14 protein-coding genes are annotated in these 14,746 nt (G+C 61.6%); 13 read left to right on the top strand and 1 reads right to left on the bottom strand.

Going from position 1 to position 14,746, the window contains the following annotated elements; translation table 11 throughout:
* Positions 1–116 precede the first annotated feature (116 nt).
* Positions 117–2,417, top strand: a complete 2,301-nt coding sequence (locus tag ACP6KB_RS14270) for a fatty acid cis/trans isomerase (RefSeq protein ID WP_442107476.1) — start codon at positions 117–119, stop codon at positions 2,415–2,417.
* A gap of 124 nt (positions 2,418–2,541) precedes the next feature.
* The gene (gene nfuA, locus ACP6KB_RS14265) at positions 2,542–3,126 is read left to right on the top strand and encodes a Fe-S biogenesis protein NfuA (protein ID WP_028941949.1); all 585 of its coding nucleotides are present in this window, start codon (positions 2,542–2,544) and stop codon (positions 3,124–3,126) included.
* On the opposite strand, the gene ACP6KB_RS14260 is transcribed toward nfuA, so the two are convergent.
* Positions 3,123–4,037: a LysR substrate-binding domain-containing protein gene (locus tag ACP6KB_RS14260; RefSeq protein WP_442107474.1), complete on the bottom strand. Its 915-nt coding sequence runs from the start codon at positions 4,035–4,037 to the stop codon at positions 3,123–3,125. The two genes, nfuA and ACP6KB_RS14260, sit on opposite strands and share 4 nt — an antisense overlap.
* Positions 4,038–4,150: 113 nt before the next feature.
* Here ACP6KB_RS14260 and phnD point away from each other — a divergent pair, with 113 nt between their 5' ends.
* The 11 genes from phnD to ureC all read left to right on the top strand — a co-directional run bounded on the left by phnD (position 4,151) and on the right by ureC (position 14,740).
* Positions 4,151–5,020 (top strand): phosphonate ABC transporter substrate-binding protein, encoded by an 870-nt coding sequence (phnD, locus tag ACP6KB_RS14255; protein ID WP_442107472.1) that lies wholly within the window; start codon positions 4,151–4,153, stop codon positions 5,018–5,020.
* Positions 5,017–5,814, top strand: a complete 798-nt coding sequence (gene phnC, locus ACP6KB_RS14250) for a phosphonate ABC transporter ATP-binding protein (RefSeq protein ID WP_442107470.1) — start codon at positions 5,017–5,019, stop codon at positions 5,812–5,814. The genes phnD and phnC overlap by 4 nt, the downstream gene beginning before the upstream one ends.
* Positions 5,814–6,638 carry a phosphonate ABC transporter, permease protein PhnE gene (gene phnE, locus ACP6KB_RS14245; protein WP_442107468.1) on the top strand — a complete coding sequence of 275 codons (825 nt, stop codon included), beginning with the start codon at positions 5,814–5,816 and terminating at the stop codon, positions 6,636–6,638. Before phnC ends, phnE begins: the two co-directional genes overlap by 1 nt.
* A 222-nt stretch (positions 6,639–6,860) precedes the next feature.
* A complete protein-coding gene (psrA, locus tag ACP6KB_RS14240) occupies positions 6,861–7,952 on the top strand; it encodes an iron-containing alcohol dehydrogenase PsrA (RefSeq protein WP_442107466.1) in 1,092 nt (363 codons plus the stop codon).
* Between the two features lie 87 nt (positions 7,953–8,039).
* Entirely contained in the window at positions 8,040–9,335 is a 1,296-nt protein-coding gene (locus ACP6KB_RS14235) for an MFS transporter (RefSeq protein WP_442107464.1), read from the top strand.
* A 29-nt stretch (positions 9,336–9,364) separates the two neighbouring features.
* Complete coding sequence (locus tag ACP6KB_RS14230; RefSeq protein WP_442107462.1) at positions 9,365–10,237, top strand: LysR substrate-binding domain-containing protein; 873 nt, start codon at positions 9,365–9,367, stop codon at positions 10,235–10,237.
* 81 nt (positions 10,238–10,318) lie between these two features.
* Positions 10,319–11,146, top strand: coding sequence for a phosphonoacetaldehyde hydrolase (gene phnX / locus ACP6KB_RS14225; protein ID WP_442107460.1), 828 nt, complete (start codon positions 10,319–10,321; stop codon positions 11,144–11,146).
* A 421-nt stretch (positions 11,147–11,567) separates the two neighbouring features.
* Positions 11,568–12,401, top strand: a complete 834-nt coding sequence (locus ACP6KB_RS14220; protein ID WP_442107458.1) for an urease accessory protein UreD — start codon at positions 11,568–11,570, stop codon at positions 12,399–12,401.
* Positions 12,402–12,410: 9 nt separating this feature from the next.
* Entirely contained in the window at positions 12,411–12,713 is a 303-nt protein-coding gene (locus ACP6KB_RS14215; protein ID WP_442107456.1) for an urease subunit gamma, read from the top strand.
* Between the two features lie 9 nt (positions 12,714–12,722).
* Complete coding sequence (locus tag ACP6KB_RS14210) at positions 12,723–13,040, top strand: urease subunit beta (protein WP_442107454.1); 318 nt, start codon at positions 12,723–12,725, stop codon at positions 13,038–13,040.
* Positions 13,037–14,740 carry an urease subunit alpha gene (ureC, locus tag ACP6KB_RS14205; RefSeq protein WP_442107452.1) on the top strand — a complete coding sequence of 568 codons (1,704 nt, stop codon included), beginning with the start codon at positions 13,037–13,039 and terminating at the stop codon, positions 14,738–14,740. Before ACP6KB_RS14210 ends, ureC begins: the two co-directional genes overlap by 4 nt.
* Positions 14,741–14,746 lie beyond the last annotated feature (6 nt).

The raw sequence follows: 14,746 nt of genomic DNA, 5'->3' as shown, positions 1-14,746 counted from the left end.
TAACAAAGCTGCGCGGTTTTTAGACGTGTCGAGCATTTACATGAATTTCATTCATGTTGGCACGCCGCCAGCACCGGTAGAATCGTGAAGCTTTCAATACCCAGGACATTCGGCACATGGTGTATCGCTTACTTGCCGGCGCTTTCGCTCTGTTCATCAGTGGCGTGGCGTTGGGGCAAGCCCCTCAAACCAGCCCGGCTATTTCGTATACCCGGGACATCCAACCGATTTTCACGGAGAAATGCGTGGCCTGCCACGCCTGTAACGACGCGGCCTGCCAGCTCAACCTGGGCAGTGCCGAGGGCGCCTCACGGGGGGGCTCCAAAGTGCCGGTGTATCAGGGCGACCGCAGCCAGGCGGTGGCCCCGACCCGCTTGTTCTACGATGCCCAGAGCACTGAAGCCTGGCAGCGCAAGGGCTTCTACTCAGTGCTCGACAACCAGGGCAGCCAGGCCGCACTGATGGCGCGGATGCTGGAGCTGGGGCATAAAACGCCACTGACGCCCAATGCCAAGCTGCCTGAAGAAATCGTTCTGGGGCTGAACCGCAACAACATGTGCCCGCTGCCCGGTGAATTCGATGCCTATGCCGGGGCGCACCCCAAAGAAGGCATGCCACTGGCGGTCACCGGTCTTACCGATGCCGAGTACCAGACGCTGCAACGCTGGCTGGCAGCAGGTGCCCCAATCGACCACAACGCTATTACGCCAAGCGCCAATGAGGCGGCGCAGATTGCCGACTGGGAAGCATTGCTCAACCGCCCAGGTTCCACCGAGGCCCTGGTCGGGCGCTGGCTTTACGAACACTTGTTCCTTGCGCACATCTACTTTGTGGGCGGCGAGCAGGGGCATTTCTTCCAGTGGGTGCGTTCGCGCACGCCCAGCGGCCAGCCGATCGACCTGATCGCCACACGTCGCCCCAACGATCCTCCCGGCACCGACTTCTATTACCGCCTGATGCCGGTGCAAGGCGTGATCGTGCATAAAACCCACATCACCTACCCGATGGGGCCGCAGAAGCTCAAACGCGTCAAGCAGCTGTTTTACAGCGGCGACTGGCATGCCAGTGCGCTGCCCGGCTACGGTCCGCGACACCGGGCCAATCCGTTTGAAACCTTCGAAGCGATCCCGGCCGTGGCCCGTTATCAGTTCATGCTCGATAACGCGGAGTACTTTGTCCGTACCTTCATTCGCGGCCCGGTGTGCCGCGGCCAGATCGCCACTGATGTGATCCGTGACCATTTCTGGGCGTTGTTCCAGGAACCGGCGCATGACCGTTACCTGACCGATGCCGAGTACCGTGGCCAGGCCACGCCGTTGCTGGCCATGCCCGGGCAGATTGACGACGTTGGCAGCATCCTGACCCTGTGGCATGCCTACCGCGACAAGCGCAACGAGTACGAAGTGCTGCGCCGCGAAGCCTACGCCGACATGCCCGCGCCGAGCTGGTCGACGCTGTGGGCCGGTAACGACAACGCGCTGCTGACCATCTTCCGTCACTTCGACAGTGCTTCGGTGACCAAGGGTTTGATCGGCGATGTGCCGAAGACCCTGTGGCTGTTCGACTACCCGTTGTTCGAGCGCACCTACTATCAGCTGGCGGTCAACTTCGATGTCTACGGCAACGTCTCGCACCAGGCGCAGACGCGCTTGTATTTCGACCTGATCCGCAACGGTGCCGAGGTCAACTTCTTGCGCCTGATGCCGGCCGATGCGCGTGGGGCGATCCTCAGCGACTGGTACCAGAACAGCGGCAAAGTGAAGATGTGGCTGGACTACGAGGAGATCGACACCGATACCCCGAGCGCCCTCAAGCTCGATGGGCAAGACCCGAAACGCGATTTCGGCCTCAAGCTGATCCAGCGCACCGGCAGCCTCAACGCCGCGCCTGACCCGATCAACCGCTGCCAGGGTGCCTATTGCTCGCGACCACAAATGAACGACGAGTTCCGCGGTGTCGAGCAGACCTTGAGCCGGCTGGTGTCGCGCCCGGCGGCAGGGCTGAAAGTGATCGGTCAGTTGCCTGAAGCGACCCTGCTGCGCATCGAAGGGCAGGGCGGTCAGCGTCAGGTCTACAGCCTGCTGCGCAACCGGGCGCACAGCAACGTAGCTTTCATGCTTGGTGAAGCCTATCGCTACCAACCGGGCCTGGACACCCTGACCCTGGTACCGGGGGTGCTGAGCAGTTACCCGAACTTCATGTTCAACATTCCCTCCGCCGATGTGCCGGAGTTTGTCGAGGACCTGGAAGCCGCTCGTGACGATACCGACAAATTCGAGCGCGTGGTCATGCGCTGGGGCGTACGTCGCAGCCATCCGCAGTTCTGGCAGTACTTTCACGACCTGAACACCTACATCAAGGAAACCGATGCGGTGGAAGCGGGCGTGCTCGACATGAACCGCTACGAAAACCTGTGAAACTGGCCGCCGGGAGCGCTGCTGGAGCGTTCCCGGCGTTGCCGGGCTTTCCCGACAGAAATACTAGGACTTTGTTCGGCGGCCAGGTTGGCGTAAACTGCCGACAAGTCTGTGAGGAACTTCCATGAGCGCCATAACTATTACCGACGCCGCGCATGATTACCTGGCTGATCTGCTGTCCAAGCAGAACACCCCGGGTATTGGCATTCGTATCTTTATCACCCAGCCGGGCACCACATACGCCGAAACGTGCATTGCCTACTGCAAGCCGGGCGAAGAAAAGCCTGAAGACACGGCCGTGGGCCTGGCCAGTTTCACCGCTTACCTGGACGCGGTCAGTGTGCCGTTCCTGGAAGACGCGGTGGTTGACTACGCGACCGACCGTATGGGCGGCCAGCTGACCATCAAGGCGCCGAACGCCAAAGTGCCGATGGTCAACGAAGACAGCCCGATCAACGAGCGCATCAACTACTACCTGCAAACCGAGATCAACCCGGGGCTGGCCAGCCACGGCGGTCAGGTGAGCCTGATCGAAGTGGTAGAAGACGGCATCGCCGTGTTGCAGTTCGGCGGTGGTTGCCAGGGCTGCGGCCAGGCTGACGTAACCTTGAAAGAAGGCATCGAGCGCACCTTGCTCGAGCGCATTCCAGAGCTCAAGGGCGTGCGTGATGTGACTGACCATAGTCAGAAAGAGAACGCCTACTACTAAGGTGTTTGATCGCGGGGCAAACCCGCTCCTACCGTGGGAGCGGGCTTGCCCCGCGATTGCGTTACCAAAGCCAGAAACGAACCAATCACCTGACTGTTTTGCCGCTCAGCCAGGCAGTACAGATAGGTTTCGGTGCACACCGGATCGCCCTGCAGGCGAATCGTCCTGATCCGCGGGTCGGCAATAAACTCTGCCTCTGACACCGCCCCCACCCCGATCCCCCGAATCACCGCCTCCCGCAGCGCCTCGCGGCTGCCGATCTCCATGACCATGCGTGGCGTTACCTCGTGCTCAAGCAGCGCCTTTTCCAGCGCCAGGCGCGTGGTTGATCCACTTTCGCGGTGCAGCAGCGGCTGCCCTTGCAGGGCCGTGAGTGGAATCTGTTCAAACTGCGCCAGCGGGTGCTCGATGTGGGCGAACAGCACCACCGGATGGCGCGCATACAACTGGGCGCTGAACGCCGGGTCTTCGTGCAGGCCGGCCAGTACGCCAACATCGGTGACGTAGTTTTCCAGATCGGCCAGCACGCTGGCGGAGTTACCGACTTTGATCGACAGGTCGATCTGCGGGTAGCGCAGGCGATAGGCGTCGACCATTTCGATGACATGAAACGGCCCGACCGCACCCACTTTCAACTGACCGCGATTGAGCTTGCCGGAATCACGCAGCAGGTTGAACGCTTCCAGTTCCAGCGTGCTCAAGTGCTGGGCAATCGGCAGCAACTGACGGCCAACCGCAGTCAGCTCGATACGCCGGCCACGGCGATGAAACAGCTCGACGTTGTAGTCACGTTCCAGCGCCTGAACCTGAGTGGTCACGGTCGGCTGGCTCAGGCCCAGGGCGCGGGCCCCGGCGCTGAAGCTGCCTTGGCGGGCGACGGCCAGAAAGGTGCGCAGTTTGGTGGTCGACATCCATAGCTTCCATCAATGGTTTTGCGGGAAAACACATAGTGATTTGAAGCTGTGACTGTCACGTGACAGCCCTAGTGTGGAGCGACCTCAACACAACCTGCAGGACACTCACCATGAACCCGTTTGCCAAATTGCTTCGTGTGACCGCTTTTGGCCTGTTGCCACTGTTGGCCTGCGCCGAGGTTTCAGCGCAAACCTCGTTGAGCATCGGCCTGATTCCTTCCGAAGATTCCCAGGCCATGATCGAAAGCAGCAAACAGGTGCTGGCCGACCTTGAGCGGCAGCTCGGCATGCCGGTCAAGCCGTTCGTGGCCACCGACTACAACGGTGTGATTGAGGCGCTGCGCGCTGGCAAGCTCGACGTGGCCTACCTGGGGCCGTTCTCCTATGTACTGGCGCATCAGGTAGCCGGGGTTGACGCCTTCGCCGTGGCGGTGACGCGCAAGGCGGGCAGAAGCGCCTACCGTAGCCAGATCCTGGCGCGCAAAGACAGCGGCATCAAGCAACTGAGCGACCTCAAAGGCCGTACCTTCGCCTTTGTCGACCCCAGCTCGGCCTCCGGTCATCTGTTCCCCAAGGCGGGCCTGGAGGCTGCCGGGTATCGCCCGGAGTCGTTGTTCTCCAGGGTGATCTTCTCTGGCTCGCACGACGCCAGCATTCTCGCGGTGGCGAACCGCAAGGTCGATGCCGCAGCGGTGGCCGACCGTATTTACGCCTCCGCCGTTGCCCAGGGACAGGTCAAGGCCGAAGACCTGCAGGTGGTGTGGTCTTCCGCCGACATTCCAGAGTCACCGATGGTCTGGCGTCAGGACCTGGACCCGGCGCTGAAACAGAAACTGGCCAGTGCGATGGCCAATATCAAGGATGTGCCGTGGGGCGACCAAGGCCAGCTCAACGGCTTTCAGCCGACCAGCGACGCCGCCTATGACGTGGTGCGTGAAACCGCCAAGGTCCTCGATCTCGATCTGCGGAGCATGAAATGATCCGCGTGCGCACTCTGCTCAAAGACTACCGCGACAACGCCGTGCTCAAGGGCATCGATCTGGATATCGACGCCGGGGAGTTCGTGGTGGTGCTGGGCCAGTCGGGCGCCGGCAAGTCCACTTTGTTGCGCTGCATGAACCGGCTGGCACAGGCTGACAGCGGTGAACTGCAGATCGCCGGTATCGATGCCATGAATGACCGTCAGCAGCGTGAGTTGCGTCGGCAGGTGGCAATGATCTTCCAGCATCACAATGTGGTACCGCGCCTGTCGGTACTCAAGAACGTGCTGACCGGGCGCCTGGGTTCAGTGTCGACACTGGCTTCTGTGCTGCAGCTGTTCAGTCGCGACGACGTTGCCCTGGCGCGGCACTGCCTGGAGCAGGTCGACTTGCAACATAAAGCCACGGCCCGTACCGATGCCTTGTCGGGTGGGCAAATGCAGCGTGTCGGTATCGCCCGCGCCCTGGCGCAACGGCCGAAGGTGATCCTGGCCGATGAGCCGGTTGCCAGCCTTGACCCGAAAACGGCCCGGCGGGTGATGCAGTACCTGCGTGATGCCGCCCGGGAGCAGGGGATCACCGTGGTGTGCAACCTGCATCAGGTGGACCTGGCGCGTGAGTTCGGTGATCGCATCGTCGGTCTGGCCCACGGCCGTCTGGTGTTTGACAGCCGTCGCGAGGCGTTGAACGAAGCCAGCCTGCAGCGCATTTATCCGCAAGCTGAGCCGATGCTGGAGACGCTCAAGCGCACGCCGCTGATGCCGTGTCTGCAAGCCGAAGGAGGACGTGCCTGATGAACCCTTCACCACGCCGATACCAATGGTTGGTTGATACCCCCAGCAGCACACGGGGCTGGATCGTCACCTCAGCCTGGGTGCTGCTGGCCGTGACCTTGTTGCATTGGAGTGCGGCGGGTACTCAGTTGAGCTGGCGCGAGTTGACTAACGGTTTGCCGCAGATTGGCGATTTTCTCGCGCGCTCCATGCCGCCCGACCTGAGCATTCTGCCGAGGCTGTGGCAACCGGCAATCGAAACCTTGCAGATCGCCCTGTGGGGAACGCTGCTGGGGATTGTGTTTGCCATTCCGTTGGCGTTTCTCGCAGCGCGCAACCTGCAGGGCAATCGCTGGGTGTATGCCGCTACTCGGCAAGTCTTGAACGTGATCCGCAGTATCAATGAGCTGATCCTCGCCCTGGTGTTTGTGTCGGCCGTGGGCTTGGGGCCGTTTCCGGGGGTACTGGCCCTGGCCCTGCACGGGGTGGGCATGCTCGGTAAGTTCTTTGCTGACAGCATCGAGGAGATCGACCAGGGCCCGATCGAGGCGCTGCAAGCCACCGGTGCCCGGCCATTGCAGGTGGTTGTCTTTGGCGTGATACCGCAAGTGATCACCGCCTGGATCGCTGTGGTGCTGTATCGCTTCGAGGTCAACCTGCGCTCGGCGACGGTGCTGGGCATGGTCGGGGCAGGGGGGCTGGGTTTTGAACTGGTTAGTAGCCTGAAGCTGTTCAAATACCCGGAAACCGCCACCTGCATCATTGTCATTACCTTGATGGTCGTCGCAGCTGACCTGGTTTCCAGCCGTCTGCGCCAGCGCATCCAGGGCGCCAGTCGCCACTGAGCTACACCTCACCCTCTTTTTTCGATATCTGGCCAGTCAGGGCACGCCCTGGCTGCGCCCGCGATTTGCCCAGGAGTGTGCAACGTGCAACGGTTTTTCCGCGATTCATCGACGCCCGTCATTATCGGTTCAGCCGATGAAAGCCTTGAATCAATCGATTTGAGCGAAAGTCACTTGGCCATGAGTATGTCCCCAACCAAAACAACAACAAAGGGAACCGCCATGCTTGCCTATTTCCATAACCCGGTAGCCACTTGCTTTGGCAGCGGCAGCCTCAGCCGCATCAGCGCCCTGACCGAGGGTCAGCAGGTCGCCCTGGTGACCTTTCCTGAGGCCCGTGCGTTGGGCTTGGTCGATCAGGTCAAGGCGCTGCTGGGTGAGCGCTTGTGCTATGTGGTCGAGGATGTCCAGCCCAACCCGGATGTGGCGCAGTTGCGTGCCACTTACGAGCGCTTCTGGGCTGAAGCCGGTGATTGCCAGACAGTGATCGCCTTGGGCGGCGGCAGTGCCATTGATACTGCCAAGGCGTTGATCGTCGGCACTGAATCAGGGCAGTTCGAGGAGTTGCTGCAGCTATTGGCGCTTGGCCAACCCTTTGTTCCGGCACGCTGCAAGGCGTTGATTGCCGCGCCGACTACGGCCGGCACCGGCAGTGAAGTCACGCCCTGGGCGACCATCTGGGACAGCGCGGCGCAGAAAAAATACTCCCTGCACCTGGACTGCACCTGGCCGAAGGCGGCGATCGTCGATCCGCAATTGATGCTCACGGTGCCGGCTGGCGTTACCGTATCGACCGGGCTGGATGCCTTGTCCCATGCCCTGGAGGCGATCTGGAACGTCAACGCCAACCCGCTTTCCGACACCTTCGCGGTGTCGGCCATCGAAGAAATCCTCGACTGCCTGCCACGCTTGCAGCGTGATCTGGGCAACGCAGAACTGCGCGGGCGTATGGCCCTGGCCGCGCTCAAAGCCGGTATGGCGTTCTCCAACACCAAAACCGCGCTGGCGCACTCGATCTCTTATGAAATGACCTTGCGCTACGGCGTACCCCACGGCATTGCCTGCTCTTTCTCCCTGCCGTTGGTGCTGAGCCTGGCGTGGGGCCGCGATGCTGACCGCGACCGTACCTTGCAACGAGTGTTCGGTAGCGATCTGGACGGCGCTCGCCGTCAGTTGCGCGATTTCCTTCACAGCCTCGGGGTCAAGACCGAGTTCGCCGATTACGGCGTCGATGCCGCGCAGGCTCAGGCCATGATCGCCTATGCCCTGCAGGGCGCCCGCGGCAAGAACTTCATAGGCGCTGACGCCGCCTGAAACGTGCCGCTGTTTCCTGTTGCACCAACCAAGAGTGCCGTATCGCAGGTCGCTGACTTGCGCTAGCGTAAAACAAAGGAAAACATCATGAATCGTGCCGAAAGTCTCTCCGGTCTGGCTGTCCCTGCGTCACCGTTTCGTACCGCACAGTGGCGCATGCTGCTCGCCGCGATGTTCTGCTACCTGTTTTTCTACACCGGCAGGCAAACCTTCGGGTTTGCCATTCCCGGCATTCAGGCCGAGTTCGGCCTGAGCAAAGAGACGTTGGGTTGGGCCTCGACGGCCATGCTCTGGGCCTACGCCATCGGCCAGGCGATCAATGGCAACCTTGCCGACAAGTACGGCGGCCGCCGTATCATGAGCCTGGGTGCGGTGTTGTCCTGTGCGGCGAACTGGGTCACCAGCTTTGCTGGCGGGTTCCTCAGCCTGATTCTGCCGTGGGGTGTCAACGGCTACTTCCAGGCCTTGGGCTGGGCACCTGGCAGCCGCTTGCTGTCGAACTGGTGGAGCGCTGGTGAACGTGGCCGGGTGTATGGCTTCTACGTGTTTGCGGCGGGTTGCGCTTCGGTGTTGTCGTATGTGACTTCGGTGGTGGTGCTGGAGGTGCTGCACCTGGAGTGGCGCTGGATCTTCCGCTTGCCGGTCCTGCTGATGCTGGCCGGCGGCATCACCTTCTACCTGGTGGCCCGTGAACGCCCGCAAGACATGGGCTTCAAGGCGCTGGATGACACCGGGGTGGCCAACGCTGAAGACAAAGGCCATGAAGTTGGCCACGAAGACGAGGAAACGTCGGCGCAGCGCTACAAGGCGGTGCTGAAAAATGTGCGCCTGCTGATCGCCGCCGTGTCGTTAGGTTTTCAGAACGCGGCGCGCTATGGCTTGATTGTCTGGGTGCCGGTGCATTTTCTCGGGGCGGACTGGAAGTCGGGGCAAAGCTTCATCGACCCCAAATGGATCACCGTGGCGCTGCCGGTCGGCATGGCCGTGGGCGCCCTGAGTAACGGCTGGGTGTCGGACAAGCTGTTCGGTTCGAAACGCTACCTGGCGATCATGCTCTATATGTTCCTTGGCGCTGCGACCAGCCTGTGGATGTGGAGCTTGCCGGCCCATAGCATGGTAGGCCTGGTGGCGTTGTTCCTGTGCGGCTTCTTTGTTTACGGTCCGGCTTCGAGTTTCTGGGCCTTGTGCCCGGACCTGGTCGGCGCCAAACGCGCAGGGACCGCCACCGGGGTGATGAACTTCTCCTCGTACCTGTTTGCCGGCTTGGCGGAACCGTTGATTGGCCGCATGCTCGACACCACCGGCAATACCTCGCTGATCTTTATTGTCGTCACCGTCAGTTGCCTGTGCAGTGCCGTTGTCGCACTGTTCGTGCGCCGCTGACCACCGACCCCAAGGACCCGGAAACGCTCATGTACCAGTACCACAAGTGGTTGCGTTCTTTTCACGCTGTGGCCAAGACCGGTAGTTTTACCTTGGCCGCCGAGTACCTGAGCGTCGGGCAGCCCACCGTCAGTGAGCAGGTCAGCACCCTGGAGAAGAAGTTTTCCGTTGAGTTGTTCCATCGCCGTGGCCGCTACATCGAATTGAGTGCCGCGGGGCACAAACTCTACGAGATCACCCAGGGTGTGTTTGGCCAGGAGGATGAAGCCGTGCAATTGCTGCAGCGCTTTAGCCAACGCAAGCAGGGCATGCTGCGCATCGGAGCGGTGTCACCGCCGATTGCCATGAGCCTGACCTACAACCTGATGCAACAGTACCCGGACATCGACCTGGAAACCTCGTTCACCACCGAAGCCGAGACGCTGGAGCGGCTGTACAGCTTTGATATCGACGTGGCGATTCTGGCGTTGTCGGCCTTCGATCAGCGCTTGAGTACGCATTTGTACCGCACCGTGCCGATTCTGGCGGTGGTTCGCGATGATCATCCGTGGGCTCATCAACAACAGGTCAGCATTCACGAAATCAGCAGCCAGCGCCTGGTGCTACGGGAAAAGGCCTCGCGTACCCGACAACTGGTGGAGGAGGGCTGTCAGCGCTACGGCGTCAGCCTGGACTGTGTCATGCAGCTCAACAGCCGCGAAGCCATTGTGCATGCGGTGGTGCAGGGGATTGGTGTCGGTTTTGTCGCAGCGGTGGAGTATGTCGACCGGCCCGGCACCAAGGCCATTTCGTTTATCGAACAACCCTTTCATATCAGCTATTACCTGTGTTGCCTGGCGATACGGCGCAACCGCCCGATCATTGCCGAGCTGTTCGACAGCGGTCCGCTGCCCGACAGCTGATCCACCTTACTAGCACCTGCAATCTGCCAACGCCTTGTTCACAAGGCGCGGCCCAACTCATCCCGAAACTGGAGAAACACCATGCATTACAACACCCCTGAACGCTTGCAAGCAGTGGTCCTGGACTGGGCGGGCACCGTGGTCGATTTCGGCTCGTTCGCACCGACGCAAATCTTCGTCGAAGCCTTTGCCGAGTTCGGCGTTGCCGTGTCGCTGGAGGAAGCCCGTGGCCCGATGGGCATGGGCAAGTGGGACCATATCCGCACCTTGTGCGACCTGCCGCAGATTGCCGAGCGCTACCGTCAGGCGTTTGGCCGCACCCCAAGCGATGAGGACGTCACGGCGATCTACAACCGTTTCATGCCCCTGCAGATCGAGAAAATCGCTGAGCATTCGGCGTTGATCCCTGGCGCGTTGCAGGCCATTGCCACCTTGCGCGAGCAGGGCTTGAAGATTGGTTCGTGCTCGGGCTATCCGAAAGTGGTGATGGACAAAGTGGTGGAGCTGGCCGCCCGCAATGGTTACGTTGCCGATCATGTGGTCGCCACTGATGAAACACCCAATGGCCGCCCGTGGCCGGCGCAAGCCCTGGCCAACGTGATTGCCCTGGGAGTCGACGATGTAGCGGCCTGTGTGAAAGTCGACGACACCTGGCCGGGTATTCTGGAAGGGCGACGGGCCGGGATGTGGACTGTGGCGTTGACGTGTTCGGGCAATGCGCTGGGGCTGTCGTATGAAGACTATAAAGCGTTGGCGCTCGACACTCTGGATCAGGAGCGTGCACGTATTGGCCGCCTGTTTGAAGGTTCGCGGCCGCACTATCTGATCGACACTATCGCCGAGCTGCCGACGGTGATTGATGACATCAACCTGCGCCTGGCGCGTGGTGAAATGCCGCAAAGCTGTTAATGCTGTTCGCTTAATGGTTTTGGAAACTGTGAGTTTATCCATGCGGTGCGGAGGCTGTACTGGCCCCTTCCGCCCTTACGGCGGCCTACTTTGCTCTTGGGCAAAGTAGGCAAAGCCGCTCGCTCCTGCATCCGGCCCTACCGGTGGGAGCGGGCTTGCCCCGCGATCTGGCGCGATATAGCAAATCGCGGGACAAGCCCGCTCCCACCGGTAGGGCCAGCCCAGGCCCCACAAACAACGGATAAGTCCATAACAATACGCACAACTGCTGCCCCATAGCGGTCAAGCTGGCCCGCTATGTGCTTTGCCCCCTGTAACGATTACTGATCGATTGGTCAAAACTTCAAGCCGTCTTTGCGACGGTGTGCGTAGGACCAGTCGATCAAGTACATCGGACTCCATATTTACAGGGATCAGATGCATGACGCTTGCCCCACCACTCGACCTCGTCGCCCGTGATTCTGGCTGGAGTGCCGAGTTGATGCTGCGCTTTATACAGCGCGCAACCAAGACCTGTATTGGTGCGCGGCGGCATTTCGGTCCTCTTTTGGTGCAGCGACCCTTCTATCCGGAGGGCGCGCCGTGCCACGTTTATGTGCTGCACCCACCCGGTGGCGTGGTCGGTGGCGACAAATTGGTGCTCGATGTGCACCTTGAACCCGGCAGTCACGCACTGCTAACCATGCCCGGTGCGACCAAGTTCTACCGCAGTGGCGGCGCAACCTCGACCCTGAAGCAACACTTTCACCTGGCCGCTGACAGCGTGCTGGAGTGGTTGCCGCAAGGCAGCATCTGCTTTCCTGGTGCCCGTGTGCGCCTGGAAAACCGCTTCAGCCTGGCGCCGGGTGCGCGTCTGCTGGCCTGGGAAACCCTGTGCCTGGGGCGGCCGGTGATGAACGAGACGTTCAGCCACGGCGCCGTCGACAGCCGCTTGCAGATCGACGTGCCTGACGATCCCGGCCTGTGTGAACGCCTGCGCATCAGCGACGGGCAACTGGAAAAACTGGCCGGCTACCCGTTGCAGGCGACCTTTTGTGCCTACCCGGCCAACAGCGCAGTGCTGGAGCAGACCCGCGCCTTGCTCGACGACCTCAGCGTCCCGGCAGGCGCGACCCTGCTCGGTGAGCTGCTGGTGGTGCGCCTGCTCGATCACGATAACCAACGCCTGAACTTCACCCTGCAGCGCATCTGGCATGCCCTGCGTCCGGCCGTGGTCGGCCTGGCGCCGTGCCCGCCACGCATCTGGGCCACCTGAGAGAACGCCATGGAGCTGACCCCAAGAGAGAAAGACAAACTGCTGCTGTTCACCGCCGCGTTGCTCGCCGAGCGGCGCCTGGCGCGTGGCCTGAAGCTCAATTACCCGGAGGCGGTGGCCTTGATCAGCGCCACGGTCATGGAGGGTGCGCGTGACGGGCGCACGGTGGCCGAGTTGATGAGCCTGGGCCGTGAAGTACTCAGCCGTGAGCAGGTCATGGAAGGGGTGAGCGAAATGATCCCCGATGTGCAGGTCGAGGCGACGTTCCCCGACGGCACCAAGCTGGTGACCGTCCATGACCCCATCGTTTAGGAGTGTCCGATGATTCCTGGAGAAGTGCAGGTCGCCGAGGGCGACATCGAACTCAACGAGGGCTACCCGACCCTGAGCGTGACCGTCGCCAATCATGGCGACCGCCCCGTGCAGGTCGGGTCGCATTATCACTTCTATGAGGTCAACAACACGCTGGTGTTCGAGCGTGAAGCCACCCGTGGTTTTCGCCTGGACATTGCCGCGGGGACGGCGGTGCGTTTCGAGCCGGGCCAGGCGCGCAGCGTGACCTTGGTGCCGTATGCCGGCAAACGCGAGGTCTACGGTTTTCAGGGTCGGGTGATGGGCAAACTGGAGAACGTGCGATGAGCCGTATTTCCCGTCGCGCCTATGCCGACATGTTTGGCCCCACGGTGGGCGACCGCGTGCGCTTGGCCGACACCGAGCTGTGGGTCGAGGTGGAGAAGGACTTCACGATCTACGGTGAAGAGGTCAAGTTTGGCGGCGGCAAGGTCATTCGTGACGGCATGGGCCAAGGTCAGATGCTCGCCAATCAGGCGATGGACCTGGTGCTGACCAATGCCCTGATCATCGATCACTGGGGCATCGTCAAGGCCGATATCGGGGTCAAGAACGGGCGCATTTTCGGCGTCGGCAAGGCGGGTAACCCGGATGTGCAGCCGGGGGTGACCTTGCCGATTGGCGCTGGTACCGAGGTGATTGCTGCCGAAGGCAAGATCGTCACCGCCGGTGGCATCGATTCGCATATTCACTTCATTTGCCCGCAGCAGGTCGAGGAAGCCCTGACCTCAGGTATCACCACCTTTATCGGCGGCGGCACCGGGCCGGCCACCGGTACCAATGCCACCACCTGCACCTCCGGGCCCTGGTACCTGGCGCGCATGCTCCAGGCCGCCGATGAGCTGCCGATCAACATTGGCCTGCTGGGCAAGGGCAACGCCTCGGCGCCAGAGGCCTTACGCGAGCAGATTCACGCGGGCGCCGTGGGCCTCAAGCTGCATGAAGACTGGGGCTCGACCCCGGCGGCCATTGACTGCTGTTTGAGCGTGGCTGAAGAACTGGATGTGCAGGTGGCGATTCACACCGATACCCTCAACGAATCCGGTTGTATCGAAGACACCCTTGCCGCCATCGGTGATCGCACCATCCACACCTTTCATACCGAAGGCGCGGGTGGCGGCCATGCGCCCGACATTATCCGTGCTGCGGCCTTTGCCAATGTGCTGCCGTCGTCGACCAACCCGACCTTGCCGTACACGGTCAACACCGTTGATGAGCACCTGGACATGCTCATGGTCTGCCATCACCTGGACCCGAGTATTGCCGAGGACGTGGCCTTCGCTGAATCGCGCATTCGCCGCGAGACCATCGCCGCCGAAGACATCCTCCATGACTTGGGGGCGTTCTCCATGACGTCCTCCGACTCCCAGGCCATGGGCCGGGTCGGCGAGGTGGTGCTGCGCACCTGGCAGGTCGCCGACCAGATGAAGCGCCGCCGCGGGCCGCTGGCGCCAGACAGCCATTACAGCGACAACTTCCGGGTTAAACGCTACATCGCCAAATACACCCTCAATCCGGCGCTGACCCACGGCATTGCCCATGAGGTGGGTTCGATCGAGGCCGGCAAACTCGCCGACCTGGTGCTCTGGGCACCGGCGTTTTTCGCGGTGAAGCCCGCGCTGGTGATCAAGGGCGGGATGATCGCCATGGCGCCGATGGGCGATATCAACGGTTCTATCCCGACGCCGCAACCCGTGCACTACCGGCCGATGTTCGGCGCGTTGGGGGCGGCACGTAACGCCACGCGCATGACGTTTCTTTCGCAGTCGGCCTATCAGCGCGGCGTTCACCAGCAACTGGGCTTGCGCAGCCTGATCGGCGTGGCCAATGGCTGTCGCACGGTGCGCAAGGGCGACATGGTGCACAACGGCCTGCTGCCGCTGATCGAAGTGGATTCGCAAACCTACGAGGTACGCGCCGACGGCGAATTGCTGGTGTGCGAGCCCGCCACGGTATTGCCGCTGGCGCAACGTTATTTTCTGTTCTGAAGGAGC

It is taken from the genome of Pseudomonas sp. NUPR-001 (assembly GCF_052147955.1).
In the GTDB taxonomy this organism is placed as follows: Bacteria; Pseudomonadota; Gammaproteobacteria; order Pseudomonadales; family Pseudomonadaceae; genus Aquipseudomonas.
This window is presented reverse-complemented; position numbering and strand designations above follow the sequence as displayed.

Coding starts and splice junctions, on each gene's coding strand:
- phnD (WP_442107472.1), top strand. CDS start 4,151: ATGAACCCGTTTGCCAAATTGCTTCGTGTGACCGCTTTTGGCCTGTTG.
- ACP6KB_RS14235 (WP_442107464.1), top strand. CDS start 8,040: ATGAATCGTGCCGAAAGTCTCTCCGGTCTGGCTGTCCCTGCGTCACCG.
- phnE (WP_442107468.1), top strand. CDS start 5,814: ATGAACCCTTCACCACGCCGATACCAATGGTTGGTTGATACCCCCAGC.
- ureC (WP_442107452.1), top strand. CDS start 13,037: ATGAGCCGTATTTCCCGTCGCGCCTATGCCGACATGTTTGGCCCCACG.
- phnX (WP_442107460.1), top strand. CDS start 10,319: ATGCATTACAACACCCCTGAACGCTTGCAAGCAGTGGTCCTGGACTGG.
- ACP6KB_RS14210 (WP_442107454.1), top strand. CDS start 12,723: ATGATTCCTGGAGAAGTGCAGGTCGCCGAGGGCGACATCGAACTCAAC.
- ACP6KB_RS14215 (WP_442107456.1), top strand. CDS start 12,411: ATGGAGCTGACCCCAAGAGAGAAAGACAAACTGCTGCTGTTCACCGCC.
- ACP6KB_RS14230 (WP_442107462.1), top strand. CDS start 9,365: ATGTACCAGTACCACAAGTGGTTGCGTTCTTTTCACGCTGTGGCCAAG.
- ACP6KB_RS14220 (WP_442107458.1), top strand. CDS start 11,568: ATGACGCTTGCCCCACCACTCGACCTCGTCGCCCGTGATTCTGGCTGG.
- psrA (WP_442107466.1), top strand. CDS start 6,861: ATGCTTGCCTATTTCCATAACCCGGTAGCCACTTGCTTTGGCAGCGGC.
- ACP6KB_RS14270 (WP_442107476.1), top strand. CDS start 117: ATGGTGTATCGCTTACTTGCCGGCGCTTTCGCTCTGTTCATCAGTGGC.
- nfuA (WP_028941949.1), top strand. CDS start 2,542: ATGAGCGCCATAACTATTACCGACGCCGCGCATGATTACCTGGCTGAT.
- phnC (WP_442107470.1), top strand. CDS start 5,017: ATGATCCGCGTGCGCACTCTGCTCAAAGACTACCGCGACAACGCCGTG.
- ACP6KB_RS14260 (WP_442107474.1), bottom strand. CDS start 4,037: ATGTCGACCACCAAACTGCGCACCTTTCTGGCCGTCGCCCGCCAAGGC.